General features: G+C 72.5%; 24 protein-coding genes and 1 tRNA gene. 16 read left to right on the forward strand and 9 right to left on the reverse strand.

Annotation, left to right across the window (positions count from 1 at the left end; translation table 11 throughout):
* Positions 1-51: 51 nt before the first annotated feature.
* Positions 52-930 carry a hypothetical protein gene (locus ACIO9J_RS27485; RefSeq protein ID WP_402004954.1) on the reverse strand — a complete coding sequence of 293 codons (879 nt, stop codon included), beginning with the start codon at positions 928-930 and terminating at the stop codon, positions 52-54.
* Between the two features lie 274 nt (positions 931-1204).
* On the opposite strand from ACIO9J_RS27485, the gene ACIO9J_RS27490 reads away from it, so the two are divergent.
* Entirely contained in the window at positions 1205-1705 is a 501-nt protein-coding gene (locus ACIO9J_RS27490) for an ATP-binding protein (protein ID WP_402004956.1), read from the forward strand.
* A gap of 61 nt (positions 1706-1766) precedes the next feature.
* On the opposite strand, the gene ACIO9J_RS27495 is transcribed toward ACIO9J_RS27490, so the two are convergent.
* Positions 1767-3248 (reverse strand): PLP-dependent aminotransferase family protein, encoded by a 1482-nt coding sequence (locus tag ACIO9J_RS27495; protein WP_402004959.1) that lies wholly within the window; start codon positions 3246-3248, stop codon positions 1767-1769.
* A 47-nt stretch (positions 3249-3295) separates the two neighbouring features.
* Between ACIO9J_RS27495 and ACIO9J_RS27500 the strand changes: the two genes are divergently transcribed.
* Both ACIO9J_RS27500 and ACIO9J_RS27505 read left to right on the forward strand, forming a co-directional pair.
* Positions 3296-3883 (forward strand): carboxymuconolactone decarboxylase family protein, encoded by a 588-nt coding sequence (locus tag ACIO9J_RS27500; RefSeq protein ID WP_402004962.1) that lies wholly within the window; start codon positions 3296-3298, stop codon positions 3881-3883.
* Positions 3883-4881, forward strand: a complete 999-nt coding sequence (locus ACIO9J_RS27505) for an MFS transporter (RefSeq protein ID WP_402004965.1) — start codon at positions 3883-3885, stop codon at positions 4879-4881. The genes ACIO9J_RS27500 and ACIO9J_RS27505 overlap by 1 nt, the downstream gene beginning before the upstream one ends.
* Before the next feature lie 64 nt (positions 4882-4945).
* Here ACIO9J_RS27505 and ACIO9J_RS27510 read toward each other — a convergent pair whose 3' ends face one another.
* A complete protein-coding gene (locus tag ACIO9J_RS27510) occupies positions 4946-6406 on the reverse strand; it encodes an aminopeptidase P family protein (protein WP_402004968.1) in 1461 nt (486 codons plus the stop codon).
* 109 nt (positions 6407-6515) lie between these two features.
* A complete protein-coding gene (locus ACIO9J_RS27515; RefSeq protein WP_402004971.1) occupies positions 6516-8036 on the reverse strand; it encodes a PP2C family protein-serine/threonine phosphatase in 1521 nt (506 codons plus the stop codon).
* Positions 8037-8491: 455 nt separating this feature from the next.
* Between ACIO9J_RS27515 and ACIO9J_RS27520 the strand changes: the two genes are divergently transcribed.
* Together ACIO9J_RS27520 and ACIO9J_RS27525 are read left to right on the forward strand one after the other, a co-directional pair.
* Complete coding sequence (locus ACIO9J_RS27520; protein WP_402004974.1) at positions 8492-9169, forward strand: bifunctional DNA primase/polymerase; 678 nt, start codon at positions 8492-8494, stop codon at positions 9167-9169.
* 55 nt (positions 9170-9224) lie between these two features.
* Positions 9225-9767, forward strand: coding sequence for a hypothetical protein (locus ACIO9J_RS27525; RefSeq protein ID WP_402004977.1), 543 nt, complete (start codon positions 9225-9227; stop codon positions 9765-9767).
* 228 nt (positions 9768-9995) lie between these two features.
* Here ACIO9J_RS27525 and ACIO9J_RS27530 read toward each other — a convergent pair whose 3' ends face one another.
* From ACIO9J_RS27530 to ACIO9J_RS27540, 3 genes are all read right to left on the reverse strand, one after another.
* Positions 9996-10988: a DUF5926 family protein gene (locus tag ACIO9J_RS27530; RefSeq protein WP_402004980.1), complete on the reverse strand. Its 993-nt coding sequence runs from the start codon at positions 10986-10988 to the stop codon at positions 9996-9998.
* A gap of 85 nt (positions 10989-11073) precedes the next feature.
* On the reverse strand, positions 11074-11691 hold the full coding sequence (locus tag ACIO9J_RS27535) for an ATP-binding protein (RefSeq protein WP_402004983.1): 618 nt from the start codon (positions 11689-11691) through the stop codon (positions 11074-11076).
* A gap of 53 nt (positions 11692-11744) precedes the next feature.
* The gene (locus ACIO9J_RS27540) at positions 11745-12590 is read right to left on the reverse strand and encodes a glycerophosphodiester phosphodiesterase (RefSeq protein WP_402004986.1); all 846 of its coding nucleotides are present in this window, start codon (positions 12588-12590) and stop codon (positions 11745-11747) included.
* A 194-nt stretch (positions 12591-12784) separates the two neighbouring features.
* Here ACIO9J_RS27540 and ACIO9J_RS27545 point away from each other — a divergent pair, with 194 nt between their 5' ends.
* The 3 genes from ACIO9J_RS27545 (at position 12785) to ACIO9J_RS27555 (ending at position 15318) form a co-directional block, all read left to right on the forward strand.
* Positions 12785-14308, forward strand: a complete 1524-nt coding sequence (locus tag ACIO9J_RS27545; RefSeq protein ID WP_402004989.1) for a S1C family serine protease — start codon at positions 12785-12787, stop codon at positions 14306-14308.
* Positions 14309-14370: 62 nt separating this feature from the next.
* Positions 14371-14455: transfer RNA gene (locus tag ACIO9J_RS27550), tRNA-Ser, on the forward strand.
* A 206-nt stretch (positions 14456-14661) separates the two neighbouring features.
* Complete coding sequence (locus ACIO9J_RS27555) at positions 14662-15318, forward strand: hypothetical protein (RefSeq protein WP_402004992.1); 657 nt, start codon at positions 14662-14664, stop codon at positions 15316-15318.
* Between the two features lie 52 nt (positions 15319-15370).
* Here ACIO9J_RS27555 and ACIO9J_RS27560 read toward each other — a convergent pair whose 3' ends face one another.
* Positions 15371-15820: a hypothetical protein gene (locus ACIO9J_RS27560; protein ID WP_402004995.1), complete on the reverse strand. Its 450-nt coding sequence runs from the start codon at positions 15818-15820 to the stop codon at positions 15371-15373.
* Between the two features lie 1117 nt (positions 15821-16937).
* Positions 16938-17813 carry a bifunctional DNA primase/polymerase gene (locus tag ACIO9J_RS27565; RefSeq protein WP_402004998.1) on the reverse strand — a complete coding sequence of 292 codons (876 nt, stop codon included), beginning with the start codon at positions 17811-17813 and terminating at the stop codon, positions 16938-16940.
* A gap of 391 nt (positions 17814-18204) precedes the next feature.
* Here ACIO9J_RS27565 and ACIO9J_RS27570 point away from each other — a divergent pair, with 391 nt between their 5' ends.
* The 8 genes from ACIO9J_RS27570 (at position 18205) to ACIO9J_RS27605 (ending at position 25259) form a co-directional block, all read left to right on the forward strand.
* Positions 18205-18516, forward strand: coding sequence for a hypothetical protein (locus ACIO9J_RS27570; RefSeq protein WP_098243546.1), 312 nt, complete (start codon positions 18205-18207; stop codon positions 18514-18516).
* A 265-nt stretch (positions 18517-18781) separates the two neighbouring features.
* Positions 18782-19945, forward strand: a complete 1164-nt coding sequence (locus tag ACIO9J_RS27575) for an acyl-CoA dehydrogenase family protein (RefSeq protein ID WP_402005002.1) — start codon at positions 18782-18784, stop codon at positions 19943-19945.
* Entirely contained in the window at positions 19942-20850 is a 909-nt protein-coding gene (locus tag ACIO9J_RS27580) for a bifunctional MaoC family dehydratase N-terminal/OB-fold nucleic acid binding domain-containing protein (RefSeq protein ID WP_402005005.1), read from the forward strand. Before ACIO9J_RS27575 ends, ACIO9J_RS27580 begins: the two co-directional genes overlap by 4 nt.
* A gap of 1 nt (position 20851) precedes the next feature.
* On the forward strand, positions 20852-21997 hold the full coding sequence (locus tag ACIO9J_RS27585; RefSeq protein WP_402005008.1) for an acyl-CoA dehydrogenase family protein: 1146 nt from the start codon (positions 20852-20854) through the stop codon (positions 21995-21997).
* Positions 21994-22407, forward strand: a complete 414-nt coding sequence (locus tag ACIO9J_RS27590; protein WP_402005011.1) for a MaoC family dehydratase — start codon at positions 21994-21996, stop codon at positions 22405-22407. The genes ACIO9J_RS27585 and ACIO9J_RS27590 overlap by 4 nt, the downstream gene beginning before the upstream one ends.
* Positions 22404-23570: a lipid-transfer protein gene (locus ACIO9J_RS27595; RefSeq protein ID WP_402005014.1), complete on the forward strand. Its 1167-nt coding sequence runs from the start codon at positions 22404-22406 to the stop codon at positions 23568-23570. The genes ACIO9J_RS27590 and ACIO9J_RS27595 overlap by 4 nt, the downstream gene beginning before the upstream one ends.
* Before the next feature lie 52 nt (positions 23571-23622).
* Positions 23623-24516, forward strand: a complete 894-nt coding sequence (locus ACIO9J_RS27600; protein WP_402005017.1) for a DUF1906 domain-containing protein — start codon at positions 23623-23625, stop codon at positions 24514-24516.
* 161 nt (positions 24517-24677) lie between these two features.
* Positions 24678-25259: a SigE family RNA polymerase sigma factor gene (locus ACIO9J_RS27605; protein WP_402005020.1), complete on the forward strand. Its 582-nt coding sequence runs from the start codon at positions 24678-24680 to the stop codon at positions 25257-25259.
* The last annotated feature ends 70 nt before the right edge of the window (positions 25260-25329 follow it).

The raw sequence follows: 25329 nt of genomic DNA on the forward strand, positions 1-25329 counted from the left end.
CGCGCGTGCGTGCCGACGGCACCCTCCGGGCTGTGTGCGGAGTGCGGTGCGTCAGGCAGCGAGTTCGACGTCCTGGGCGGCGGCCGGCGGGCCGCGCCTGATCACCGTGTCCTCCAGGGCGACCGTCCGGGGCCCGGCCGGTGTGCGCGGCGCGGTGCGCGCGGCCCGCGGCCCGGCGGTCGGTTCCGCGCCGGGCAGTCCGGCCCGCAGGGCGCGTACGAGCGCGAGGGCGGAGCGCAGCGAACGGACGAGCGCCCCTTCGGCGAGCCCGGTCGCGCTGTCGGCCGAGAGCCGGACGAGCCGGAACAGGGCGGCGTCGCCGCGGCGCAGCAGCCAGCCCGCGGCGAGGGCGGCGAGGACGTGCGCGAGGAGCATGGGCAGCGAGGGCAGCAGTGACATGCCGCCCATGCCGTGCATCCCGCTCATCGGGTCCATCGCGGTGCCGGCCGTTCCCGCGGCCGACTGCCCGTGGTGGTGCATGGCGGTGTGGTCCACACCGGCCGCGGCCCCCGTACCGCCCGGCTGGAGCCCCGCCGTGGTGAGGATCCGCTGGGCCTGCGCCGGGCTGATCGTCGCGGCGCCCGCTCCGCAGACCAGGCGCGCGGCCCGTGCCACCAGGGACGCGTCGCCGTTCGGCAGCGCCGCGGCGGAGCCGTGCTGGCCGAGGCCGAACAGGGCGTGCAGACCGAGCTGGCCCGCCGCGAGCAGCGCGGCGATGCCGGGCAGCGAGCGCTCGCGCCCGGCGAGCGGCAGCGTGACGGCGAGCACGGCGACGAACGCGACGCCCAGCGTCCACAGCGGGACGGCGACGCAGGAAGCGAGTACATGGCCCCCGGCGGACAGCACGACGCAGACCGCGGCGAACATCGCGGCCCTGAGCAGCCGGAGATCGGCTCCGGCGCGCGGCTGACGCTGGTGGGGGGCAGTCATGGCCGGGCCATCATCGCACTGGACTTACCCGCCGCATACGGCAGGTCCGGTAGGTCCGGTTCCGGCTGATGAGTGCCCCTGTGGCCGTCCTTGGGCGGGACCGGACGGGGGTCCGTGCCCCCTCTGCCGCGTGCCGGGCGCTCCGCTTCCCTACACCGGGCCGATCGGAGCGCGCGTCCGCCGTATGGGCGGCATCACGTCAAGTGGGCGCTTATCCACGGGCGCTCGCGGCAATACGTATCGGTATGTCGAGCCGCGGCCAGGAGGCTGGAGCATGAGCATCTGGTGGTCTCTCCATTTGCGGCGCGAAGCCGCGAGCGTCCCGCTCGCCCGTCGTCTGCTCATCGGCGCGATGGACACGGCGGGTGTGGATCCGGACGTTTCCTACGATTTGTCGGTAGCCCTCAGCGAGGCGTGCGCCAACGCCGTGGAGCACGGCGGCGCCACCACGCACGGGGGTACGAGCGGGGCGTACCGCGTCACCGCGTATCTGGACGGCGAGAAGTGCCGTATCGAAGTGGCCGATTCGGGCCCCGGCTTCCCGGGCGCCCAGAGCCCCGCGGCGGCCGTCCCCGCGGCCGTGTCGGCGACACGGGGCCGTCCCGCGCCCAGGCCGCCCGCGTCCGACACGGACGAGCACGGCAGGGGCCTGTGGCTGATCGGCGAACTCGCCGACCACGTCCACCTCGGCAACAGGCCGGGCAGGGGCGGCGCGGTGATCAGCTTCGACAAGACCCTCAAGTGGCGTGAGGACGCTCCGCTGATGACGGCCTGAGCCGGGTCCGTGCGCGGGCGCGCGACCGTCCGTCGGCGTCGCCGTGTGTGGTCCCCGACGGTCAGGGAGCGCCGCCCTCGTACCGCTCGTCCGGCGGCAGCGCCCGGCACAGGGCGTCGACCGCCGCTCCGTAGGCGTGTTCCGCGGGCGTCGAGTAGCCGACGACGAGGCCGTCGGCGGTCGGCATCGTGGCCGCCGGATGACGGAACTGGGCGAGCCCTTCGAGCGCGATCCCCTGCCAGGCGGCGGCCTTGACGGCGGACGCCTCGGTGCCCGGCGGCAGCCGCAGCACCGCGTGCAGTCCGGCCGCGATGCCGGTGGCCGTGATGTGCGGGGCGTGCTCGGAGAGCGCGGCGACGAGCCGGTCGCGGCGGCTCCGGTAGCGCTGGCGCATCCGGCGGATGTGCCGGTCGTACTGGCCGGACGCGATGAACTCGGCGAGCGTGAGCTGGTCGAGGACGCTCGCCCACGCCTCGCGCTCCCCCTTGGCGGCGAGCACCGCGGGCACGAGCTGTTCGGGCAGCACCAGCCAGCCGATGCGTACGGCGGGGGACAGGCTCTTGCTGACCGAGCCGAGGTAGACGACGTGTTCGGGGTCGAGGCCCTGCACGGCGCCGACCGGCTCGCGGTCGTAGCGGAACTCCCCGTCGTAGTCGTCCTCCAGGATCAGCCCGCCGTGCGCGCGGGCCCAGTCGACGGCCGCGGCGCGCCGGGAGGCGTGCAGCGGGCCGCCGGTCGGGAACTGGTGTGCGGGCGTGAGCAGCACCCCGCGCACCCGTGGCCCCTCCCCGCGCACCCGGGCCCCGTCGGCCAACTCCTCGATGCGGGCGCCCTGTTCGTCGAGGCCCAGCGGCACCGTGCGCACCCCCGACGACTCCAGGATCTCGCGGTGGAAGCCGAGGCCGTACGACTCGACGGCGAACGGCCCGCGCAGCACCCCGCCGCCCGCGCCGCGCGAGCCGCCGAAGAGCAGCCGCAGCGCGTGCGCGAACCCGGAGCAGACCACGATCCGTTCGGCGTCGACGCGCACCCCGCGGGCCCGTGTCAGATAGTCGGCGAGCGCCCTGCGCAGCTCGATCCTGCCGCGCGGATCACCGGGCCCGAAGGCCTCGTTGGGCGCGGCGGCGAGCGCGCGCCTGGCGGCCGCGAGCCAGGCCGTGCGGGGGAAGGACGCGGCGTCGGGGGTGCCCTGGAGCAGGTTGTACGCGGGGGCGGCGGGCCGCGCGGGCGCGGGCTTCGGCAGCCGTGGGCGCTTGGGCGGCGCGACCCGCTCGGCGACCCGGGTGCCCGAGCCCTGCCGTGCCGTCAGCCAGCCCTCGGCGACGAGTTCGGCATAGGCGTCGGCGACGGTGTTGCGGGCCAGGCCCAGGTCCGCGGCGAGCGAGCGGTAGGGCGGCAGGCGGGTGCCGGGAGCGAGGCGCCCCTCGCGTACGGCGTCGCGGAGCGCGCGGATGAGAACGGCCCTGCGACTGCCGGTCCCCGACAGGTCCAGGTGCAGGTCGGTGCCGATGCGCTCCGCTGAATTGACCCAGGAATCCGGCATGGCAACGCACCCTACCCGAGGTCTTTCGCGGCCATAGGTTCATGCTCATGACGAACAGCACGCAGACCGCCGCGACCGCTCAGACCGCCCCGACCGCCGCTCGGACCGCCCCGACCGCCGCTCGGACCGCCCCCACCTCCACCACCCACACCCACGCCGCCGCCACCCCGACGCCCACCGTTCCCCGCCTCAACTTCGCCCAGGCCGCCCCCAAGGCGTTCAAGGCCCTCATCGGCTTCGACGCCGCCGCCCGCGACGGCCTCGACCCGGCCCTCGTCGAGCTGATCCAGATCCGCGCCTCGGTCGTCAACGGCTGCGCGTACTGCGTGCACATGCACGTCTCCGACGCCCGCAAGGCCGGCGAGGACGAGCTGCGCCTGCACATGATCGGGGTGTGGCGCGAGGCCCGGCACTTCTTCACCGAGAAGGAGCAGGCCGCGCTCGCCCTGACCGAGTCGGTCACCCTGGTCGCCCAGGGCGGCGTCCCCGACGACGTCTACGCCGAGGCCGCCCGGCACTTCGACGAGGCGGAGCTGGCCCGCGTCCTCGCGCTGATCTTCACCATCAACACCTGGAACCGCATCGCCCTGAGCACCGCGAAGGTCGCCGGCGAGGACGAGCGGGCGGCCCACTGATGACCACGACCCTGGAGACGGCGGCCGGCACCGGCCCGGCCGCCGTCCCGGCCCCGGCCCCCGCGCCCGCCCGGCGCGCCGCCGCGAGCGCCGCGACCCTCGCCCTGCTCGCCTTCGCCCAGCTGATCATCTCCGTCGACTACAACATCGTGTACGTCGCGCTCCCCGAGATCGGCGGCGGACTCGGCTTCTCCGCGCAGCACCTCCAGTGGGTGATCAGCGCCTACGCCGTCGCCTTCGGCGGCTTCCTGCTCCTCGGCGGCCGCGCCTGCGACCTCTTCGGACCACGCAGGACGTTCGTCCTCGGCCTGAGCCTGTACGGCGTCTCCTCGCTGGCCGGCGGCCTCGCCACCGGGCCCGGCCTGCTGATCGCCGCCCGCGCCGTGCAGGGCGTCGGCGGCGCCTTCCTCTTCCCCGCCACCCTCACCCTCGTCGGCACGCTCTTCGCCGAGGGCCGCGAACGCAACCGCGCCTACTCGGTGTGGGGCGCCGCGGGCGGCAGCGGCCTCATCGTGGGCGCGCTGCTCGGCGGCGTGCTGCCCCAGCTCCTCGGGTGGCGCTCGGTCCTGTACGTCAACGTGCCCCTCGCCCTGATCGCGGTGGTGGCCGCCGTCCGCCTGATCGCCCCTGACACCGCCGAACGCGCGGGCCGCAGGATCGACCTGCCCGGCGCGCTGACCTCCACGCTCGGCGTCACCGGCCTGGTCTTCGCCCTGGTCCAGGGCCCGGAGTCGGGCTGGCTCTCGGCGACCGTCGTACTCTCCGCGGCGGCCGGCGCGGCCCTGCTCGGGGCCTTCCTGCTCATCATGGCGTCCACCGCCCAGCAGGTCGGCGGCGCGGTGGGCCTCGCGGTCCTGGTCGGCGTCGCGGGCCTCGGCGAGCACGCCTCCGCGGCGGCCACGGCGGACGCCGCCCGCACCGCCCTGTTCGTCGCGACGGCGGGCATCGCGCTGACCGCGCTGGTGGCACTGGGCTTTCCCCGCCGCGCGCAGCGGTGAGGGAAGGCGGGAACGCGGAAGGGCCGGTCCCCTCGGGACCGGCCCTTCGCCGTAAAGAAACGGCTCAGCCCTTGACGCGCGCCATCCACGCCTCGACGTCGTCCGACGTCCGCGGCAGCGAGTCCGAGAGGTTCCGGTTGCCGTCGGCGGTGACGAGGATGTCGTCCTCGATCCGGACGCCGATGCCCCGGTACTCCTCGGGCACCGTCAGGTCGTCCGCCTGGAAGTACAGGCCGGGCTCGACGGTCAGGCACATGCCGGGCTCAAGGGTGCCGTCCACGTACGACTCACGGCGCGCGGCGGCGCAGTCGTGGACGTCCATGCCGAGCATGTGGCCGGTGCCGTGCAGGGTCCAGCGGCGCTGCAGACCGAGTTCGAGCACGCGCTCGACGGGCCCCTCGACGAGCCCCCACTCGACCAGCTTCTCGGCGAGCACGCGCTGCGCCGCGTCGTGGAAGTCGCGGTACTTGGCACCCGGCTTGACGGCCGCGATCCCGGCCTCCTGGGCCTCGTACACCGCGTCGTAGATCTTCTTCTGGAGCTCGCTGAAGCGGCCGTTGATCGGCAGCGTGCGCGTGACGTCCGCGGTGTAGTACGTGTGGGTCTCCACACCGGCGTCGAGCAGCAGCAGCTCGCCGGAGCGCACCGCGCCGTCGTTGCGCACCCAGTGCAGGGTGGTGGCGTGCGGTCCTGCGGCGCAGATCGAGCCGTAGCCGATGTCGTTGCCCTCGACGCGGGCGCGCAGGAAGAACGTGCCCTCGATGTAGCGCTCGCTCGTCGCCTCGGCCTTGTCGAGGATCTTCACGACGTCCTCGAAGCCGCGGGCGGTCGAGTCGCACGCCTTCTGCAGCTCGCCGATCTCGAACTCGTCCTTGACCAGACGGGCCTCGGAGAGGAAGACGCGCAGCTCCTCGTCGCGCTCGGCGGTGACCTTGTCGGTCAGCGCGGCCTCGATGCCCGCGTCGAACCCGCGTACGACACGGACGGAGCCGGTCGCCTCGCGCAGGCCGTCGGCCAGCTCGCGCACGTCGGACGCCGGGATGCCGTAGAGCTGCCCGGCCTCGGTGAGGGAGTGACGGCGGCCGACCCAGAGCTCGCCCTGGCCGTCCAGCCAGAACTCGCCGTTCTCGCGGTCGGAGCGCGGCAGCAGGTAGATGGTGGCCTCGTGCCCGCCGTCCTTCGGCTCCATGACGAGGACGCCGTCCTCGGTCTGGTTGCCGGTCAGGTAGGCGTACTCGACCGAGGCGCGGAAGGCGTACTCGGTGTCGTTCGAGCGGGTCTTGAGGTTGCCCGCGGGGATCACCAGGCGCTCGCCGGGGAAGCGCGCGGAGAGCGCGGCGCGGCGGGCGGCGGTGTTCTCGGCCTGCGCGATCGGCCGCAGGTCGTGCAGCTCGGTGTCGGCCCAGCCGGACTTCATGCTCTCGGCGAGCTCGTCGGAAACGCCCGGGTACAGGCCGTTCTTGCGCTGCTTGATCGGCTCTTCTTCGGTCTCTTCCGGGGTCTCCGGGTTGAGAGCGTCCGACACGGTCTGCCTCCTATGTACGACACTGGGCCACCCTCCATCGTACGGCCGTACGGCAGGGGGCCCAGGGGCGGAAGACCACTTACAGCGCGTGCCCGGCGCCTCACTCCGACTACTCGAAGCGGGCCGCCAGGATCACCACGTCCTCGTCGCTGTCCACCGCGTCCAGCCCCTCGGGCAGCACCGTGTGCAGCACGTGGTCGGCGATCGCCCCGGGGTCGTCCCTGCTGCCCTTGGGCACGCTCGCGGCCGCCGCGTGCAGCCGCGCGAAGGCCCGGTCCATCGGGTCGCCGGTGCGGTGCAGCAGACCGTCGGTGTAGAGAAGCACCGTTTCTCCCGGCGCCGGGCTGATCTCCACGCTGGGCGCCTCCCAGCAGGCGAGCATCCCGAGCGGCGCCGAGAGCGAGGTCTCCACGAACTCCGTGCGCCGCTCGCCGACGATCAGCGGCGGGCTGTGCCCTGCCCCGGCGAGCACGATCTTGCGCAGGGCGGGCTCGCAGTACGCGAAGAGCGCCGTCGCCGATCTGGCGGGCTCGGTGAGGCGGAGCAGCAGCTCCAGATCGGAGAGGACGGCGACGGGGTCCTCGCCCTCCATCACCGCGTACGCCCGAAGGCTCGCCCGCAGCCGTCCCATCGCGGCCACGGCGCTGGGCCCCGAACCGGTCACGGAGCCGACCGCGAGTCCGAGCGCGGCGTCCGGCAGCGGCAGCGCGTCGTGCCAGTCGCCGCCGCCGCGCGGTCCGGTGCGGTGCCGCGCGGCGAGCTGCACCCCGGAGACCCGGGGCAGCCGCGAGGGCATGAGCTCCTCGCGCAGGGTGTCGACGGTGGTGCGGGCCCGGTCGAGGTCGATGAGGCGCGCCAGGTGCTCGGTGGCGTGGCGCGCGTAGAGACCGACGAGGTGGCGCTGGCGCTCCAGGGGCTCGGCGGGCTCGTCGTACAGCCAGACGACGGCGCCGATCCGGCCCGCCTCCTCGGTGGCGAGCGGCAGCGCGTAGCTCGCCGCGTAGCCGAGGCGGGCCGCGACCTCGCGGTGGCGCGGGTCGAGCGCGTCGTCGGCGAGCAGATCGGGCTGCGCGATCTCGGCGGGCGGGTTCGCGGCGTCGACGGCGTCCAGGATCCTGCCGTACGACGTGGCGCCGCGCGGCACCGTCTCGATGTGCCCGAGGTCGGCGCGCGCGAGGCCGAGGCCGACCGTGGTGTCGGGGCCGAGCCCGTCGGCCGGTTCGAGCACGGCGAGGCCGCGCCGGGCGCCGACCAGCGCGGCACCGGCGCGCAGCAGCTCGCGCAGGGCGTCGTCGAGCCCCGCCGTGCGGGTCAGGCGCTCGGTGAGTTCGTGCAGCGTGGTGAGGTCGGAGACCCAGCCGGCGAGCCGGTCCTGGATCACCGCGCCGGGTGGGCCGGGGACGGAAGGGGCCTCCGCGGCCGGTGCGACGGGTGCGCTGGGCGCGACAGTGTGTGCGGGTGACGGAACTGTGGAATCGATTCCGGCCACTTTCGGAAGGTGCGGGGCGTTCATGGCTGACGGCTTTCCGGCCGGTGCGTAATGCTCGATAGCATCGCAAACCCCCATGTCATTCTGCGCCGCTAGCAATGTCTCCAGATGTACACGCACTGATGAGGGGATGTCCAGCATTGTCCTGCCGGGATTCCTGGTGTCCGTGGTAATTCAGTGAACTCTTTGCGATCTTGAGAACTTGGCCGAAAAGTGTGCCAGGGAAGGGCATATTGCGGTCGACTGAGGTTGTTCGGCAGAGCGTTACAGCGGTCGTGATGGGTACGTACTCGGTGATGGCCAGGGGCAGTTGGGATCCTTCCGGAACCTGGCGAAGGACCGGGGCGTCTTAACTCACGACGACCGTGCCCCATCCTCCCGTGGCGGAGGCGGCAGAAATATCGCGGGACGGCAAACGCCAGGCGCCGCCACCCCACGCCACGTCAACGCTCGGTTCAGAGTGGTTCCCCATGCCGCAGGCTGGGATCGGATGTGCCAGTTCGTACGTACAGCGAAGTGATCCACACATGGTGTGATGTGGCCCGCAGTCCTCCCCGGCGTAAACGCCGGCGTGCAACGGAAAGGAACGAGCGCTCATGCGCGAGATCCTCGGAAGGCGACGCAGGCTCCTGTCCTGGCGAACGGGAAGGAAGCCCGGCCGTAGCGCCGGACAACTCGGCGCGGCCCTGACCTTCGCGACCGCATGGCGGTGGCCCGTACTGCCGGGCGTCGGACTCGACCGACGCGACGGCACGCGGTGCGCCTGCCCCGACCCGGACTGCGTGGTGCCCGGCGCGCACCCCCTCGACCCCGGCCTCCTCGCCGCCACCACCGACGAGCGGATGGTGCGCTGGTGGTGGACCAACCGGCCCGGCGCCCCCGTCGTGCTCGCCACCGGCGGCAGCGCGCCCTGCGCCGTCAGCCTGCCCGCCGACGCCGGCCTGCGCGCCCTCGCCGCACTCGACGACGCGGGCATCAGGCTCGGCCCCGTGGTCGCCACCGAATCCCGCGTCCACCTCCTCGTGGCCCCCTACTCCATGGCCCAGTTGGGCGAACTGCTGTACGCCAAGGACTGGGTGCCGGGCTCCTTGCGCTTTCACGGCGAGGGCGGCTATCTCGCGCTGCCCCCCTCCGGCACCGGTCAGGGACAGGTCCACTGGGAGCGCGCCCCGCTGCCAGGATCGGCGGCCCCCTGGGTCCCCGACGTCGAAGCGGTGGTCGACGCCGTCGTCGACGTCCTCACTCGTACGGGTGTGAGCGCGCCCGAGATGTAGGGGAAATGGGCGCGCGGCGGACGGGCCGCGCGCCAACTGTCGTTATCTTCGGGCCATGCAACCCCGCCTCATGGTGCTCCTGGGCGTCGTGGCCGCCACGGTGATCCTGCCGCTCGCCGGTGCCGCCGCGGGGCCGGTGGGCGACGGTGACGCGAAGTCGCCCCCTTCCTCCCCCTCACCCGCCCCCTCGGCGCCCGCGGAACCCTCGCCCTCGGCTCGCCCCGAACGCTCGCTGCTCGCCGGACTCGGCGTCGCCACGGCCGCCCGCTGCGGCCCCGAACTCTCCTCGCCGGACGGCGTGGAGGCCCAGACGTGTGTCCTCAGACAGGGCCGCGACACCTGGGCGCGTACCTATTACCGCAACGCCACCGGAGAGCGGTTGGCGGCGGTTCTCACGGTGATGGGTCCGGCGGGACGCACCGTACAGATGCACTGTGCGGTGGGTTCCGAGGACGAACCGGGAGCGTGCGAGACACCGCGCGAGCGGTCGGCGGGAGCGGCCGCGGAGTACTCGGCGGTGGCGGAGTACGCGGCGGGGGACGAGGGCTCGCTGCTGCTGCGCGCGGGCAGCAACTCGGCGGCTCCACAGAGCAGTTGAGCCCTGAACCGGTCCCGGACATGGAAGGACCCGGTTGCTGGCGACGGGGGATGCACCAGCAACCGGGCTACCTGAACGGTAACAAGAGATCGGCTCCTGGCAAATTCGATCTCAGTTATCCGGACAGGGATTCACCTGCTGCTACGGGGAGTTGTGACAGGAGTCACGCGTTCCACACCGACTGACTGGTGGGTCAGCAGCGGGCGGGCGTCCCCGGCGCCCCACGGGTCAGCTGAGTGTCACCTGGCGGTTGGTGAGGCCGCCGCGCGCGCGGCGCTCCTCGGGCGTCAGCGGGGCGTCGGCGGCGAGTGCCGCGGCGAGCCGCTCGGCGAACTCCGCGGCGGGCTTCTCGATGTCGTCGGCGCCGACTCCGCTCGGCAGGTCCCACACCGGCACGGTCAGGCCGTGCGCGCGGAAGGAGCCGACCAGGCGGGTCCCCTCGCCCAGGCTGGAGGTGCCCGCCGCGTGCAGCCGCGCGAGGGCGTCGAGGAGCTGCTCCTCGGGGTGCGGCATGACCCAGCGCAGGTGGTTCTTCTCCGGCGTCTCGCACCAGTAGGCGGCGTCCACGCCGGTGAGCTTCACGGTCGGGATGGCCGCGGCGTTCGCCCGCTCCAGGGAGGCGGAGACCTCCGCCGACGCGTTCTCCGAGTCCGGCACCCAGAACTCGAAGCCCGGGTGCACGACGGGCTCGAAGGCGCCCTCGGGGTCCAGCACGTCCTGGAGTCGCGGTCCTTCGGCCGGCGCGCGGCGGGCCTGCACCGGCGAGCCCGGTGCGGCCTCCAGGGCGCGCTGCAGGGTGTCGGCCAGGTCGCGGCTGATGTCGCCGGACGAGGTGTCGTTCTGGAGGCCGAGCAGCACCGAGCCGTCGTCACGGCGCAGCGCGGGCCAGGCCATCGGCAGGACCGTCGCCAGGGACACCGAGGGCACGCCCTCCGGGAGCCCGTCCTTGAGGTGCAGCTCGACCGTGGCCGCGGGCACCAGCTCGCGCAGCGCGACCCAGTCGCACTCGCCGGGCAGGTTCTCGAAGGGGCGCTGCACCAGCTCGGTCACCGCGTGCGCGGCGGCCCGGCCGTGACAGGCCTTGTAGCGGCGGCCCGAACCGCACGGGCAGGGCTCGCGGGCGCCGACCACGGGGTAGTTCTCGTCGCTACCCGCTGCACGGGCACCGCCCTTGACCTGCGACTGCTGCTTGCCCTTGGGCTGGGGGCGCTTCTTGGCCATCTTGGGTGTCTCCCGGCTACGGCTCTCTTGCGTGTCTCATGCGTACGGCCGCGAGCCTAGCCGCTGGTGACGGAGCCGCCGGGATTCAGTCCAAGTCGTCGAAGGGGTCCGCGAAGGCGAGCTCGGGCAGCGCGGCGGCCGAGGGGGCCGCGACGCGCGTAGCGAAGTCCTCGTGGCGGTGCCCCGCGTGCACGACCACCCACACCGTGACCTCGCCGTGCACGTCGTCGCGCACGCCCCAGGCCTCGGCCAGCGCCGTGATGATGTTGAGCCCGCGGCCGCCGTGCGCGGTCACGGACGGGGTCGCCGGGACCGGGCGGGTCGGGCCGCCGCCGTCCGTCACCTCGACCGTGAGCCGGCCCGTCGTGTCGACGTGCCAGGCCGCGCGCACGTCGCCGTCGCCCACCATTCCCCGGCCCAGCGGCCTGCCGTGCCGGCAGGCATTGCTGAGCAGCTCCGACAGAATCAGTACGGCATCGTCGATGACCGTCTCCGAGACCCCGCGTACGCGCAATTGATCACGCATCCGGTGTCTTGCTTCCCCCACGCCCGCAGGGCCATGGGGTACGGCCATGCTCGACGACGTGGGCACCTCCCGTGCCACCACCAACGCCACCCCCGAGACCTCCTTCGCCCCACGCCACGGTGTGAATGCCCCATTGGACTGGACCGGAAACCGGCCAACCCACGTGCGGTGACGCACTCGCAACGATCGAATACGGACCGAACGCGCCGGTGCACTCCCTGTAACGGAAGTTAGCGGTGGCCTAGCCGGGACAGCTGGGACAGGACCTGCTTGGGGCGGTTGGTGATGATCGCGTCGACACCCAGTTCGGCGCAGAGCTCGACGTCCTCGGGCTCGTTCACGGTCCAGACGTGCACCTGGTGGCCCGCGCGCTTCAGCTTGGCCACGTAGGCGGGGTGGCTGCGCAGGATCCGCATGCCGGGACCCGCGATTCCCACGCCCTCCGGCAGCCGCCCGTCCCGGTGGCGGGGCAGCACGAACTGCATGAGGAAGACGGTCGGCAGGGTCGGCGAGGCGGCCCGCACGCGGTGCAGGGAACGCGCCGAGAAGCTCATGACACGTACCGGCGAGGGCCCTTCGGCGGGCGGCGTGTCCAGGCCGAAGCGCTTGAGGAGCAGCAGCAGGCGCTCCTCCACCTGGCCCGCCCAGCGGGTGGGGTGTTTGGTCTCGATGGCGAGCTGGACGCGGCGGCCCGACGCATTACTTTCGGCCACCAGCTCAAGGAGCCGCTCCAGAGTGAGGACGGACGTCACCTCGTCACCCGCCGAACCGTCCCAGTCCGGCCCCTCCCCCTCCGCGGCCTCGTCGTGGTCCTTCTTCCAGGAGCCGAAGTCCAGCGCGGCGAGCTCGGCGAGTTCGAGGGCCGAGACGGCTCCACGGCCGTTCGACGTACGGTTGACGCGCCGGTCGTGGACGCAGACGAGATGGCCGTCCGCGGTGAGCCGGACATCGCATTCGAGCGCGTCGGCGCCGTCCTCGACGGCCTTCTTGTACGCGGCCAGCGTGTGTTCGGGAGCGTCCTCGGAGGCTCCGCGGTGGGCGACGACCTGGATCTGGTGCTGTCGTGCGAGGGTCACCGCGTCATCGTGCCATCACGCGGTGCCCGGGGGCTCGCCCGAGGGGGGCGTCCCGGGACGCCGGACACACAGGATCGGCTTATGGTGCCCTGACAGCCCATGGGAAAAGCTGACTGCAGACAGATGCACCGTTGGCACAGCCAGGCCGTGACCGAGAACGACAGCAACGACAGCATGGACCGAGGAGAAGAGCTGTGAGCACCGAGAACGAGGGCAACGAGGGCAACGCGGTACCTCCGGCCCCGTCCGCGCCTCCCGTGCCGGTGGACACTCCCGCTGCTGCTTCCGCCGAGTCCGCTCCCCCGGGCGACCCGTACGCCGCCCCCGCGCGGGATCCGTACGCGGCACCGGCGGGGGACGCGGCCAGGGAGGTGCCCGCGGCTCCCGCGGCGCCCCCGGCCACGGGGGCGCACCCCGCCCCGCCGGCCGCCGCCGCACACCACGAGGGCGCTCCGGCGCACGCCGCGCCCGCCGCCGGTGCGGGGAGCTGGCCGCCCCCGCAGCCGCCCGCCATGCCGTCGTACGCGACGGGGGGCGGATCCGGCTCAGGCTGGGGCGCCACGTACCACCCCGAGGAGCCGAAGCCGGGCGGCCGGCGCGGCGGACTCGTCGCCGCGGTGCTCGCGGCCGCGCTGATCGCGGGCGGCGTCGGCGGTGGCATCGGCTACTGGGCGGCGGAGCGCAACGACAACGACACGGGTTCGACCACGGTCTCCGCGTCGGACACGCCCTCCGACCTCAAGCGCGAGCCCGGTTCGGTCGCGGGCATCGCGAACAAGGCGCTGCCCAGCGTCGTCACCATCGAGGCGCAGAGCGGCGGCGGCGAGGGCGGCACGGGCACCGGCTTCGTCTACGACACCCAGGGCCACATCCTCACCAACAACCACGTGGTGGCATCGGCGGCCGAGGGCGGCAAGCTCCAGGCGACGTTCTCGAACGGCAAGAAGTACGCGGCGGAGGTCGTCGGCAGGGCCGAGGGCTACGACGTGGCGGTCATCAAGCTCAAGAACGCCCCCAGCGGCCTCAAGCCGTTGCAGCTGGGCAACTCCGACCGGGTGGCCGTCGGCGACTCGACGATCGCGATCGGCGCCCCCTTCGGCCTGTCGAACACCGTGACCACGGGCATCGTCAGCGCCAAGAACCGCCCGGTGACGTCGAGCGACGGCGGGCAGAGCGGCAAGAGCTCGTACATGAGCGCCCTGCAGACCGACGCGTCCATCAACCCGGGCAACTCCGGAGGACCGCTCCTGGACGGGCGCGGCGCGGTCATCGGCATCAACTCCGCGATCAAGCCCGCCGACAGCGGCGGCGGACTCGGCGGCTCCGGCCAGTCGGGCTCCATCGGCCTCGGCTTCGCGATCCCGGTGAACCAGGCGAAGAACGTCGCGCAGCAGCTGATCAAGACGGGCAAGCCGGTCTACCCGGTGATCGGCGCCTCGGTCGCCCTCCAGCAGGACGGCACGAACGGCGCGACGATCCCCCAGGACGGTACGAACGGCGCGGCCGCGATCACGCCGAACGGCCCCGCGGACAAGGCGGGCCTCAAGCCCGGCGACGTCATCACCAAGCTGGACGACACGGTGGTCGACAGCGGCCCGACCCTGATCGGCCAGATCTGGACCCACAAGCCCGGCGACAAGGTCAAGCTCACCTACGAGCGCGACGGCAAGGAGCACACCGTCGACGTCACCCTGGGCCAGCGCAAGGGCGACAGCTGACCGGCCGACCGACCCGCTAGTCTTGTCCCCGCGCCGCCCCGGATCTCCGGCGGACGGCGTGGGGTGGGTTGCCCGAGCGGCCTAAGGGAACGGTCTTGAAAACCGTCGTGGCGCGAGTCACCGTGGGTTCAAATCCCACACCCACCGCGTGCAGATCAGCTTGAGCGCTGGTCAGAAGGGTGTCTCTCGTTGAGGGGCACCCTTTTTCGTGCGTCGGGGAGCGCGATCACCCTCAGGTTCGGCGCGACTGGGGCGTGCGGCCCGGGGCAGCGGCGAGCCAGACCCCTTGAGGCCGGACCGGAGCGGCTGAGTGAACGAGTACGACGCGGTGCTCGCCTCTCCATACTGGCGGTATGGGGAATGACCGCTCGGACGAAGCGCGCGACTCCACCGAGGGAATTCGCCGGGCTGGGCAGCGGCTTCGAGAAGGGGCCGAGGCCGCCGACCGGCGCGACCACGCCGCAGACGAGCGGGATCGTATCGCTGACGTGCGGGAAGGCGCCGCCGACGAGCGGGAGAAGGCCGCCGACGAGCGGGAAGAGAAGCTTGAGATGCGGGAAGCCCGGTTGGACGGCCCGGAACCGAGTGCGAGTAGGGAGACTCTTCAACAGCGCGCGCACGAGACCCTGATCAGGGCCCGCGGATTGGTCAAGTCCAGCGAACAACGGCTGAAACGCAGCGAGGCGGCGTTGTGGCGCGCGGACGCCCGTGATGAACGGGAACAGAGCACCATCGAGCGGGAGATGCGCATCTCCGCAGCGCGGCAGGCCTTCGGGGGGCCGGACCGGCAAGAGGTGTTGGAAGGTAGGGAACTCCGTCTGCGGCAACAGTTCCTGCAGCTGGCGCGCGTTCTGGCCTCGACGCAGGATGCATTGGCCGATGAGTACGAGTGGCACGCCCCGGAGTGCTCGCAGCAGGCTTCGGAGTACCGGCGCCGAGCCGAGCTGATCCGCGAGATGGCGGCCGCACTTCGTGCCGCGGAGCGGGCGATTGACGAGGAGGACTGCTGACGGTGCCAGGCGGTGGGCAACCGCGGCCGACTTGGACGCGAGCGGGACGGTGTCAGCGCGCGGTGTGGTTCCACTGGGCGTACCTGCCGGTGAGGCGGGCGACCTGGAGGCACGCCGCGGCCAGGCCGGGGGAGATGGCCTGCCAGTTCTGCGCGGTGACGCCTTCGGTGGCGCCGGTGCCCCAGATGCCGGCGAGGAGACGGACCGAGCTGTCCCGGTCGTGTTCGCCGAGGTCGATGCTCTCGGCCTGCGCGGCGGCCTCGATCTGCTGCCGGGCCCTCTCGTCGAGTTCCGGAGTGAGGATGGACTGCAAGTCCTGGGTGAGACCGCCGAGTACGGCGGTGAACACCAGCAGCATCCGCCGGGACTGCTCGGGATGGAGCTGGAAGTCGGTGCACGCCTGGTCGACGAAGTCGGAGATCATGTTCAGGCGTTGGGCCAAGAGGTCGGCCGGGAAGCTGCCGCTGTCCTCGTGGGCGTGGGTGTCCGGTTGGTCAGGCATGGGGTGCTCCGCCCGTGTGGCGCACTGGGATGCGTTCCCGGTGTGGCGGCCGGGGGATGACGGTGCTTGCCCCACCCATGGTGGTGAGCCCTCTGGGGTGCGGTGAAGACCAGGGGCGTCGCTGTGCATGACCAGATAGCCGCCCCCGGCCAGCACGTTCTCCCGCATGGTCTCCGCGGCCGAGGGGCCGACGCCCAGGGCGAGGACTACGGCACCGGCCAGCCGCCCGGCCGGCAGCACACTGATCTGTTCACGCGGCAGCGTGACTGCCCAGGAGAATTCCACGGCCTATCACCGGGCCTCCCTCCGCACCGCTCCGGATGCGCACTCCCAGCATGCCTCACCGAGCACCGGCCCGGCACCCACCGAACACGGCTCTTCGCCAAGCGAGTTCGGGCCAGTGGCGGTGACTGTTCCGGAGCGGGGCCAGTCTTCTTCCGGAAGGGGACAGCGATGCCGTGCCCTGCGCGGCGGACAGCGGCTCGGCAGTCGCGGCCTGTGCGGTCGTCACCGATGAGCAGGGGGCGCATCTTGCTCCAGCGGCGCTGGTGTGGACCACCAGGCTCACAGCCCGCTACGTGTGCGCGGGAAATTCGCGTGCACCACCGGGAGCCCCACCCCTACGGTGGATCTCGTTCAGGTGCGCAGGCTGCGGCTACTTCTCCTGTCAAGAGAGCAACGCGGGTTCGAATCCCGTCGCCGACTTCTGGTCGGTGTCGTCCAGCGGCCCAGGACGCTTACGTCGCCGCCGCCGGTCTTGACCTCTGAACAACTCGACGCGAGCCGTCCGCCACGGGGGATCCAGGCGGACGGCTTCGCCATGTCAGCCGTCCCGAAGGGCCCGAGCGGCCCGAGCGGGGCCAACGTCGAAGGTCTTGACCCCGTCGTGACCGCCGAGGTGAGGGCCCGTCAGGTCGGGGCGGCGGACGTGGCCCTGCGCATGGCAGGGGCGGGCAGCGCGCTGACCGCGTTCTTCCGGTTCCCCCGCGCCGACGCCGACACCTGCGCCGACTCCTACGCCGACGCCGGGCGACTGAGCGATTCGGCGCGGGCCCACCCCGCTTCGCCCGCTCCCCTCTGCACCCGCCCCCCGATACCCGCCCGCCACGCGCGCGCGTCACGCGTGCCCGGTCAGCCGCGCCGCCGAGGCGATCGTCGAGCGGGCCTCGCGGTCGGTGAGGCCGACGTGCACGGCGGCGTCCGTGAGCTGGGGCGCCAGGGTTTCCCCGATGCCGTTCTCGTAGGCGCGGCAAGCGGCCCAGAAGAGGCGGGTGTTGCGCTGCCCCTCGTGCGCCGCGAGCACGAACTGGACGAGTCCGTGGCCCTGTTGGACCGGCGGCCGGTCGGCAGGCACGGGTGTGACGTGCTGGGCGCGTGGTGCCGGTGTGAGCAGGCGGAGGAGGGCCGGCGGGCAGGGGGCGGGCGGCAGTTGGGCCGTGCCGGGGACGGTGCCGTAGACGCCGTACTCGGTGCGGGAGCCGGGGCCGACGAGATAGCCGCCCGCGCCCCGGATGTCGATGCCGGGGGCGAGACGGCCCGCCGAGTTGGGGATCACGGCATGGGGCGGCCCCGCCAGCCAGATGTGCCGCCCGCCGCTCGGCGTGGTCACGACGACGGTGTCGGGGATCGTGAAGAGGTGCCGCAGCGCCAGTTCCCGCAGGGCGGCGGAGGCGTCGGCGCCCGACTTGGTGTCCAGGTCGATGCCGATCAAGTGGTGCGGTGGCAGGCCGCAGGCGATGCCGTACCCGGTGGCCCAGGGGGCCGCGGCGAAGAGTGCGCGGATGCGCCGGGGGTCGGTCGACGCGTCGTACACGCCGTGGCCGAGCCGGCCGCATTCGCCGTGGCAGGGGGCGGGCGGCGAATCTTCGTGGTGGGGGGAGCGCAGGGCGGGGAGCTTGGCGCGGGACAGCGGGATCACCGCGAGGCCGCGCTCGGCGGCGGACAGGGCGTGGGCGAGTGCGAGGGCGGTGACATGGCGGTCGATGGTGGCCATGACTTCAGTTTCGTACAGATGTTCGAAGAAAGGAAGAGGGGCGCGCCCGGGGTGGACGCTGCGGGTCCGGTTTCCGGGTCCGTGCGGGCCGCGCCACGCCGCACTGCCGGAACGCTTCGCCTCTTGGGGCGCCCGGGTTCCGCCGGGTTTGGCCCGGGACGAACGGGGCTGATCTGGTCCTTTGGGGGCGCGAAGCATGTTTATCGACTTGTCCTCACGCTTGAGGGGGAATTGGTCCATCCGGGGTGGTTCGCCGGGGATTCGGTGGGCAACTCTGGATTCGCGACGTCGTGCAGCACACCAAGGCCGTCGGCCAACTGCCTTGGGAAAAGCCGTACTTCTGGGTACTCCCGGTCCGCCGGTGCGTACCTCCTGTTCTGGAGGAATTGACATGGCAAGCATCCGTACCGCCCGCGTCATCGCCGCTGCCGCGGCCCTGCCCCTGGCCGCCGCGCTCTTCTCGGGCGTCGCGATGGCCGACAACGGCTCTTTCGCGGACAACGGATCGAACGCGGGTGTGGCGACGGTCAACGGCAGCGGTGTCGGCGGCAACAACCACGGCAACTCGAACACCACGCAGCAGCAGGCCGTCGGCAACGGCGCCTCGAACCAGAACAACAACGCCCAGGTGAACGGCTCCGGCTTCACCGCGATCGACCAGTCGAACGAGAACATCGCGGTGAACTTCACCGAGCTCTGGTGAGCCGACGCGGCCTCCGGGAGCTTGGGACGGCTCCCCGGGGCTGACTCTGTGGGGTGTGACAGGCCTGTGCGGCGGTACTTCGGTGCCGCCGCGCAGGCTTGTTCGCGTGCTGTGGGGGTTCGGACCGCCGTACGGGCCGTCCGTGACCTGGCGGGGTTCGGTGTCTGAAGGGCGGCTCCGTGGCGTGGGGTGATCTCTTGACACCAGCAAGGTTTCTGACGGACAGTCAGAAAAACCTGTCGGTACGAGACGGAGAGGCCGCCCCGTGCACCTCGCCCCCACCGAAAGCCAACAGCGCCTGCGCGCCCGACTGCGCGCGTACTTCCGGGACGTGATGCCCGCGGGCCCGCCCGACAGCGCCGACGTGACAGGGCAGCGCAGGCTGCTGCGGAGGATCGGCGCCGACGGCATGCTCGGGATCGGCTGGCCCGTCGAGTACGGCGGCCAAGGGCGCGGCGCCGACGAGCAGTTCGTCTTCTTCGACGAGGCGTACCGCGCGGGCGCGCCCGTGTCGATGGTCACCCTGAACACCGTCGGGCCGACCCTCATGAAGTACGGCACCGAGGAGCAGAAGGCCGCCTTCCTGCCGCGCATCCTCAGCGGGGACACCGTCTTCGCGATCGGCTACAGCGAGCCGTCGGCGGGCACCGACCTGGCCTCGCTGCGGACCCGCGCGGTCCGCGACGGCGACGACTGGCTGATCGACGGGCAGAAGATCTTCACCTCCAACGCGCAGAACGCCGACTGGATCTGGCTGGCCTGCCGCACCGACCCCGACGCCCCCAAGCACCGGGGCATCTCGATCATCCTCGTCCCCACCGGCGCCCCCGGTTTCTCCTGGACCCCGATCGAGACCGTCGGCGGCCTGACGACGACGGCGACGTACTACGACGGGATCCGGGTCCCGGCCGGCAACCTCGTCGGCGAGGAGAACGGCGGCTGGGGCCTCATCACCAACCAGCTCAACCACGAGCGGGTGGCGCTGGCCGCGATCGGCATGCAGGCCGAGGACTTCTACGCGGCGGCACTGGCCTCGGCCCGTACCCCCGATCCGGTGACGGGCGAGCGCCGGATTGACGCCCCGTGGGTGCGCTCCAGGCTGGCCGAGGCACATGCCCTCCTGGCGGCGACGCGCCTGCTCAACTGGCGTCTGGTGGGCGATGTGGGGGCCGGTCGACTGGCGCCTGGCGATGCCAGCGGCGTGAAGTTCGTGGGAACCGAATCGGCGGTGGAGGTGTACCGAATATGTCAGGAGATCGCGGGGGAGCCGGGGCTCGTCAGGGCCGGTTCGCCGGGTGATCTCGGGGGCGGGGATCTGGAGCGGATGAACAGGGCCGCGCAGATCAACACGTTCGGGGGCGGGGTGAGCGAGGTGCAGCGCGAGATCGTCGCGACGATGCGGCTCGGCATGCGGAGGGGGCGTCGGTGAAGGACATCGCGTACGAGGAGTTGAAGGCCTTCGAGGGCAGGGCCGCGGAGGAGACGGGGCACGGCAAGGACCCGGTCAACCGCCCGATGATCAGGCACTGGTGCGAGGCGATGGGCGACACCCATCCCGCGTACACGGGCGCCGACGCGGTGGCGCCGCCGACGATGCTCCAGGCCTGGACGATGGGCGGCCTTTCGGCGAACGGCGGGCGGTTCGTGGCCCACGACGAGCTGTTCGCGCTGCTCGACGGCGGGGGGTACACCTCGGTGGTGGCCACCGACTGCGAGCAGGAGTATCTGCTGCCGCTGCGTCCTGGCGACGAGATCACCTTCGACGCGGTGATCGAATCGGTCTCCGAGCGCAAGACGACCAAGCTCGGCACGGGCCACTTCATCACCACGCGGATGGACGTCAGGGCCGGCGGCGAGCTCGCGGGGACCCACCGCTTCCGGATCCTCAAGTACGCGCCCGCGCGGCGGAAACCCGCGGGCAAGCGCCCCCGCCCCGTCGTGAACAGGGACAACGCGGGATTCTGGGACGGCGTCGCCGACCACCGCCTCCTGATCCAGCGCTGCGGCGACTGCGCCACGCTGCGCTTCCCCTGGCTCCCGGGGTGCAACGCCTGCGGCTCCGCCGCATGGGACACGGTCGAGGCGAGCGGCGAGGGCACCGTCTACTCGTACGTCGTGATGCACCACCCGCCCTTCCCCGCCTTCGACCCGCCCTACGCCGTCGGGCTCATCGAGCTGGCGGAGGGCGTGCGCATCGTGAGCAACGTGATCGGGGTGCCGTACGACAAGGTACGCATCGGGATGCCGGTGCGGCTCGAATTCCAGCGCGTGGACCCGGAGTTGGAGCTGCCGATGTTCCGTCCCCTGGACGGCGCGGCAGAGGGCGAGGACTGACATGGACTTCACGCCCACGGAGGAGCAGGCGGCCGCGCGCGACCTGGCCGCGGAGATCTTCGGCGACCTGGCCACGCCCGAGCGGCTCGCGGCGGCGGGCACCGGGTCGGACGCCGAGCTGTGGAAGGCGCTGTGCGCGGCGGGGCTGCCCGGCGCGGTGGCGGACGTCGGACTGCTCGGGCTCGTGCTGCTCCTGGAGGAACAGGGCAGGGTGACGGCGCAGGTGCCGTTCGCGGCGAGCTGCGTCTTCGGCTTGCTCGCGGTCGCCGCGCACGGCACGGACGAGCAGCGCGCCCGGCTGCTGCCCGCGCTGCGCGACGGCACATCGGTCGCCACCGGGGCCCTGCCCGCCCGGAGTTCGGTGACCGTGGACGCGTCGGGGGCGCTGAGCGGCACGGTGGCGTGGGTGCCCTGGCTGCGGGACGCCACGCACGTCCTGGTGGCGGTGGCCGACGAGAGTCTCTGGCTGGTGCGGACGGCCGACGCGGGCGTGGCGCCGGTCGAGCTGACCGCGCCCTGGTCGGCAGGGCGGCTCGTCCTCGACGGGGCCGAGGGGGAGCGGATCGGTGGAGCGACGGCGTACGAGGACGTACGGGCGACGGCGCGCACCGCCTTCGCCGGGCTACAGGCCGGGGTATGCGCGGGATCGGTGGCCCGAGCCGTGGCCCACACCAACGAGCGGGAGCAGTTCGGCCGCCCCCTGGCCGCCAAGCAAGGGGTCCAACTCCGCGCCGCCGACGCGTACATGGACACCGAGGCGATACGGGTCACGGCCTACGAGGCGGCCTGGCGCCGCGACGCGGGCCTGGCGTACGCGACACACGCGCTGACCGCCGCCTGGTGGGCGTCGGAGGCGGGCAAGCGCGTCGTGCACGCGGGCCAGCATCTGCACGGCGGCATGGGAGCCGACCTCGACCACCCGGTGCACCGGCACTTCCTGTGGGGGCGCCAGCTGGACGCATATCTGGGGTGCGGGAGCGAAGTCCTGGAGGAGCTGGGTGCGTTGCTCGCCGGGGACGCCGCGAAGGGGGAGGAGCCGCGCGGAGAGCTGAACCCGCGGGAAGGGCTGAATCCGCAGGAAGGGATGAATCCGCAGGCAGAGCTGGACTCACAGGAAGAGCTGAACGAGAAGGAGGGGACGGTATGAGGGCCGGTGACGCGCTGCCGCCGCTGGAGATTCCGATCACCCGCACCCTGATCGTCTCGGGGGCCGTCGCGTCCCGTGACTACCAGGACGTGCACCACGACGTGGAGCTGGCCAAGTCCAAGGGCTCCCCCGACATCTTCATGAACATCCTCACCACGAACGGCCTGGTCGGCCGGTACGTGACCGACCACTTCGGCCCCACCGCCGTCCTGCGCAAGGTGGCCATCCGCCTCGGGGCGCCCAACTACCCGGGGGACACCATGGTGCTGACCGGTGCCGTCGAGCAGGTCGACGCCGCTCCCGACGGGCGGACGGCCACGGCCACGGTCGCGATCGTCGGGGCCAACGGCATCGGCAAGCACGTCACCGGCACCGTGACGGTGACCGTCCCCGAGGGAGGCGCCGCATGAGTGTCCGGACGCGCGACAGCCTGGGCGGGCGCGCAGCGATCGTCGGCATCGGGGCGACGGAGTTCTCCAAGGACTCGGGCCGCAGCGAGCTCAAGCTCGCCGTGGAGGCCGTGCACACCGCGCTCGACGACGCCGGGCTCACCCCCGCCGACGTCGACGGCATGGTCACCTTCACCATGGACACCAACCCGGAGATCACGGTCGCGCAGGCGGCCGGCATGGGCGAGCTGTCCTTCTTCTCCCGGGTCCACTACGGGGGCGGCGCGGCCTGCGCCACCGTCCAGCAGGCGGCGCTCGCCGTGGCGTCCGGAGTCGCCGAAGTCGTCGTCTGCTACCGCGCGTTCAACGAGCGCTCCGGGCGCAGATTCGGCTCGGGAGTGCAGCGGCGCGAGCCGTCCGTGGAGGGCGCCGCGCTCGGCTGGAACCTGCCGTTCGGGCTGCTCACCCCCGCCTCCTGGGTGGCGATGGCCGCCCAGCGCTACCTCCACGCGTACGGCCTGACGCCCGATGCCTTCGGCCATGTAGCGGTCACGGACCGGAAGTACGCGGCGACGAACCCGGCGGCCTACTTCCACGGCAAGCCGATCACGCTCGCGGACCACGCGGCATCGCGCTGGATCGTCGAACCGCTGCGGCTCCTGGACTGCTGCCAGGAGACGGACGGCGGCCAGGCGATCGTCGTCACCAGCGCCGAGCGGGCCCGCGACCTCCCGCACGCCCCCGCGGTGATCACGGCGGCGGCGCAGGGCGCGGGCCGGGCGCAGGAGCAGATGACCAGCTTCTACCGGGACGACCTCAGCGGGCTGCCCGAGATGAGCGTGGTGGCCCGGCAGCTGTGGCGGACCTCCGGGCTCGCCCCGGCGGACATCGACGTGGGCATCCTCTACGACCACTTCACCCCGTTCGTGCTGATGCAGCTGGAGGAGTTCGGGTTCTGCGGTCCCGGTGAGGCACCGGACTTCGTCGCCGAGGAGCGGCTGCCGCTGAACACGCACGGCGGACAGCTCGGGGAGGCGTATCTGCACGGGATGAACGGCATGGCGGAGGCCGTCCGGCAGCTGCGCGGGACCTCGGTGAACCAGATACCCGGCGCCTCCCGGGCGCTGGTCACCGCGGGCACGGGCGTCCCCACATCGGGGCTGATTCTGGGGTCGGACGGCTGAACGCGGCGCGTGTCCCGGGCCCGGCGCGGACCCGGGCCCGTTCACTCGCCCTATGCGTCTCCGAAAGATCATCATCGGATTGGCCCTCGCCCTCGCGGCGGTGACCACCCTGACCCTCGACCCGGCCGTGACCCCCTCACGCGCCGCGACCGGACCCGCGGGAGCGATCGGACCAGCCGGACCAGCCGGACCAGCCGGACCACCCGGGGCGGCCGGGGCGGCCGCCCGGGTGTCGACGTTCCGCGGCTGGGCCTTCGACACCTGCCTGGCCCAGCCGCTCGGCACCATGAAGCGCTGGCGGCACTCCAAGTACCGGGCGGTCGGGATCTATTACGGGGGCCGCGGCCGGGCCTGCAAGCGGCAGCCGAACCTGGACCGGGCCTGGATGCGCGGGGTGCACCGGCTGGGCTGGCGGGTGCTGCCGGTGTATGTCGGGTCGCAGTCGCCGTGTGTGGTCGCGAAGAACAAGAAGGACGTACGCATCGGGAAGAACCCCCGGAGGCAGGGGAGGCAGGAGGGGCATGACGCGGTACGCAGGGCGAAGGCGCTCGGCATGAAGCGGCGCAGCCCGCTCTACCTGGACATGGAGGCGTACGCCTACCGTGAGAAGGCGTGCGCGCACACCACGCTCACCTTCGTCCGGGCCTGGGACCGCGAAGTGCGCAGGCACGGGTACGTCCCCGGGTTCTACAGCAGCGCCGACTCCGGCGTACGGCACATGGAGCTGGCGCGGCGGGCGGGCGTGCGGGACCTGCCGGCGGTGATGTGGTTCGCGCGCTGGCACACCCGGCCCCACCTGTACGCGGAGCGCGGGCTCGCACGGCAGGCGTGGCACCCAGGCCGGCGTATCCACCAGTACGCGGGGAACGTGAAGGAGCGGCACGGCGGGCGCACCCTGGTGATCGACAGGAACCTGGTGCACGCCCCGGTGGCCCGCATCCGGTGACGCCACGGCGGCGCGGGTCCTGGGGGCGACCCCTGAGGGATGTGCTCCGCCCCTCCACCTGTAGGAGGTGGAGCCAGCACCGTTCGTACAACCTGAGGCGGACACCGCTTCGGGACCTGCGGCCGATCCGGAGAAGTAGGGGGCGCTTCTAGCGTGGAGCCATGACCGCATCCATGGTGTCCGTGTGCACCAGCGCATCGAAGGCCGCGACGCGGGGCACGCGTCCGGCGCGGGCCACCGGGCCCTCGGCGTACCCGTCGTTCTCGTCCTACGTCCGGGCCCGCCAGCCCGTACTGCTGCGCACCGCCCGCTCGCTGACCGCGAACCCGAGCGATGCCGAGGACCTGCTGCAGACCGCGCTCACGAAGACGTATGTCGCGTGGGACCGGATCGAGGACCACCGTGCCCTCGACGGCTATGTGCGCCGCGCGTTGTTGAACACGCGTACGTCGCAGTGGCGCAAGCGCAAGGTCGACGAGTTCGCGTGCGACGAGCTGCCGGAGCCCGATGTGGTGCCGGCCGGGGACCCGGCCGACCAACAGGTGCTCCGTGACGCGATGTGGCGCGCGATCATGAAGTTGCCGACGCGGCAGCGGGCGATGGTCGTCCTCAGGTATTACGAGGACCTCAGCGAGGCCCAGACGGCCGAGGTGCTCGGGGTCTCGGTCGGCACGGTCAAGAGCGCGGTGTCGCGGGCGCTCGGCAAGCTCCGCGAGGACCCGGAGCTCACGCCGGTCCGCTGAGCGGTTCCCGCCCGAAAGATCCGCCGCCGATGATCGATCATCCCCTGGAGTAGTGACATACCAAGCGGTA

This window comes from Streptomyces sp. NPDC087300 (assembly GCF_044744425.1).
Classification (GTDB): domain Bacteria; phylum Actinomycetota; class Actinomycetes; order Streptomycetales; family Streptomycetaceae; genus Streptomyces.